This is a genomic window from Bacillus cereus group sp. N8 (assembly GCF_016483685.1).
Classification (GTDB): domain Bacteria; phylum Bacillota; class Bacilli; order Bacillales; family Bacillaceae_G; genus Bacillus_A; species Bacillus_A proteolyticus.
The window spans coordinates 1-577 of record NZ_JAEHBK010000127.1 but is presented as its reverse complement, the minus strand read 5'-3'; the positions used below and the strand labels follow the sequence as shown (position 1 = coordinate 577).

Genomic DNA, 577 nt, shown 5'->3' with positions numbered 1-577 from the left:
ATTTTGAACTGCATGGTTCGAAATTGAAAGGCGGCTTCGGCTGTCACTTATGGATGGACCCGCGTCGCATTAGCTAGTTGGTGAGGTAACGGCTCACCAAGGCAACGATGCGTAGCCGACCTGAGAGGGTGATCGGCCACACTGGGACTGAGACACGGCCCAGACTCCTACGGGAGGCAGCAGTAGGGAATCTTCCGCAATGGACGAAAGTCTGACGGAGCAACGCCGCGTGAGTGATGAAGGCTTTCGGGTCGTAAAACTCTGTTGTTAGGGAAGAACAAGTGCTAGTTGAATAAGCTGGCACCTTGACGGTACCTAACCAGAAAGCCACGGCTAACTACGTGCCAGCAGCCGCGGTAATACGTAGGTGGCAAGCGTTATCCGGAATTATTGGGCGTAAAGCGCGCGCAGGTGGTTTCTTAAGTCTGATGTGAAAGCCCACGGCTCAACCGTGGAGGGTCATTGGAAACTGGGAGACTTGAGTGCAGAAGAGGAAAGTGGAATTCCATGTGTAGCGGTGAAATGCGTAGAGATATGGAGGAACACCAGTGGCGAAGGCGACTTTCTGGTCTGTAAC

General features: G+C 53.2%; 1 rRNA gene. It reads left to right on the top strand.

Going from position 1 to position 577, the window contains the following annotated elements:
- A 16S ribosomal RNA gene (locus JDS80_RS30700) occupies positions 1-577 on the top strand; the annotation flags it as partial.